General features: G+C 37.5%; 2 protein-coding genes. Both read left to right on the top strand.

The window, feature by feature from the left end; translation table 11 throughout:
* Positions 1 to 668: hypothetical protein (locus tag BM086_RS21210; protein ID WP_175560411.1), on the top strand; the 668-nt coding region annotated here is incomplete at its 5' end.
* A 153-nt stretch (positions 669 to 821) separates the two neighbouring features.
* A partial coding sequence (locus tag BM086_RS20400; protein WP_092332360.1) for a recombinase family protein occupies positions 822 to 1,308 on the top strand: 487 nt, incomplete at its 3' end.

The following is a 1,308-nucleotide window of genomic DNA, read 5'->3' as shown; positions in this document are numbered from 1 at the left end:
AGGAGTATAAACCGCCTAAATGGGATTGTGAACGTGACGGAGGGTATACATTTAGTGAATGGTATGACCTTATAAGCAAGCCTACTGGAGAAGTAACGGAGGACGGCAGGCAGATAACCACCCTTGAAATACCTGCAGAGATACAAGCCAAAATAAAACAATGGCAAGCCGATAAGGTAAGGGAACGTATGGGGCATGATTATAAGCATATATGGGATTTATCAACGGCAGCAGGACGGGAACAATGGTTATATTGGTTTGCGGTATTTATATTGCCCTATGCTGATGATATACCGCACTTTAGTACCTTTGATATGTTTGGAGATACCAAGCATACAAAGCAGGAATTAGAGGAACGCAAGCGGTATTATATGGGGCTTATAGAACAATGCCAGGCACACCCGGAAATATACAAGCATGAGGTACAACGCAAGGATATAACCGATTATGAGAAGTATGATTTAGAGCATGAGTATATGTGGCGTGATCTGAACGGAGAGCCACCACAAACAGATAATGCTTTACAGATAATGTATTACGAACGTGAACGGCTTAAAAGGTATTATGGCAAGGAATACAAGTTTGAAGCTGAATATGAGCGATACAGTGAATGTTATAAGGTGGAGCAGATAATAAAGAGGTTAGAAGCTGATAAGAATATAAGTTGAAAAGGAAAGGGGGAAAACGTGTAGTACCAAAATAAACTTAAAAGAAATAGTATTAAACTTATTGCTTTTTTGTGGCAGGAGTGATAGTATTATAGTATCAAAATAAACTAAAGTTTAAAACGATACACACCCACCACGAAAGGAAATAAGGATATGAAAAATAAAGTTTATGGATACGCACGAGTAAGCACTATGCATCAGAATTTAGATAGGCAGATAGCAAACATTAAAGAAGCATATCCCGAAGCAATTATTATTACTGAAAAATATACGGGAACTACTACGGAACGCCCCAACTTGAAAAAACTATTAAAGAACCTGCATGAGGGAGATTGCATTGTTTTTGATGAAGTATCAAGAATGAGCCGTAATGCTGATGAGGGTTTTAAACTGTATGAGGAATTATACAACAAGGGTATACGCCTTATATTTATTAAAACACCGTTGCTGAATACTGATATATTCAAGGATACATTACAGATAGCAACGATAGGTAATGAGATTGTAGACCCCTATATTGAAGCTACAAACAAGGTATTGATGATATTAGCAAAGCAGCAGATACAAAAAGCTTTTGAAGCTGCACAAATAGAAGTGGATACCAAAAGGCAGGCAATTAAAGAGGGTATTAAAGTACGCA

It is taken from the genome of Butyrivibrio sp. YAB3001, from assembly GCF_900112195.1.
Classification (GTDB): Bacteria; Bacillota; Clostridia; order Lachnospirales; family Lachnospiraceae; genus Butyrivibrio.
This window is presented reverse-complemented; position numbering and strand designations above follow the sequence as displayed.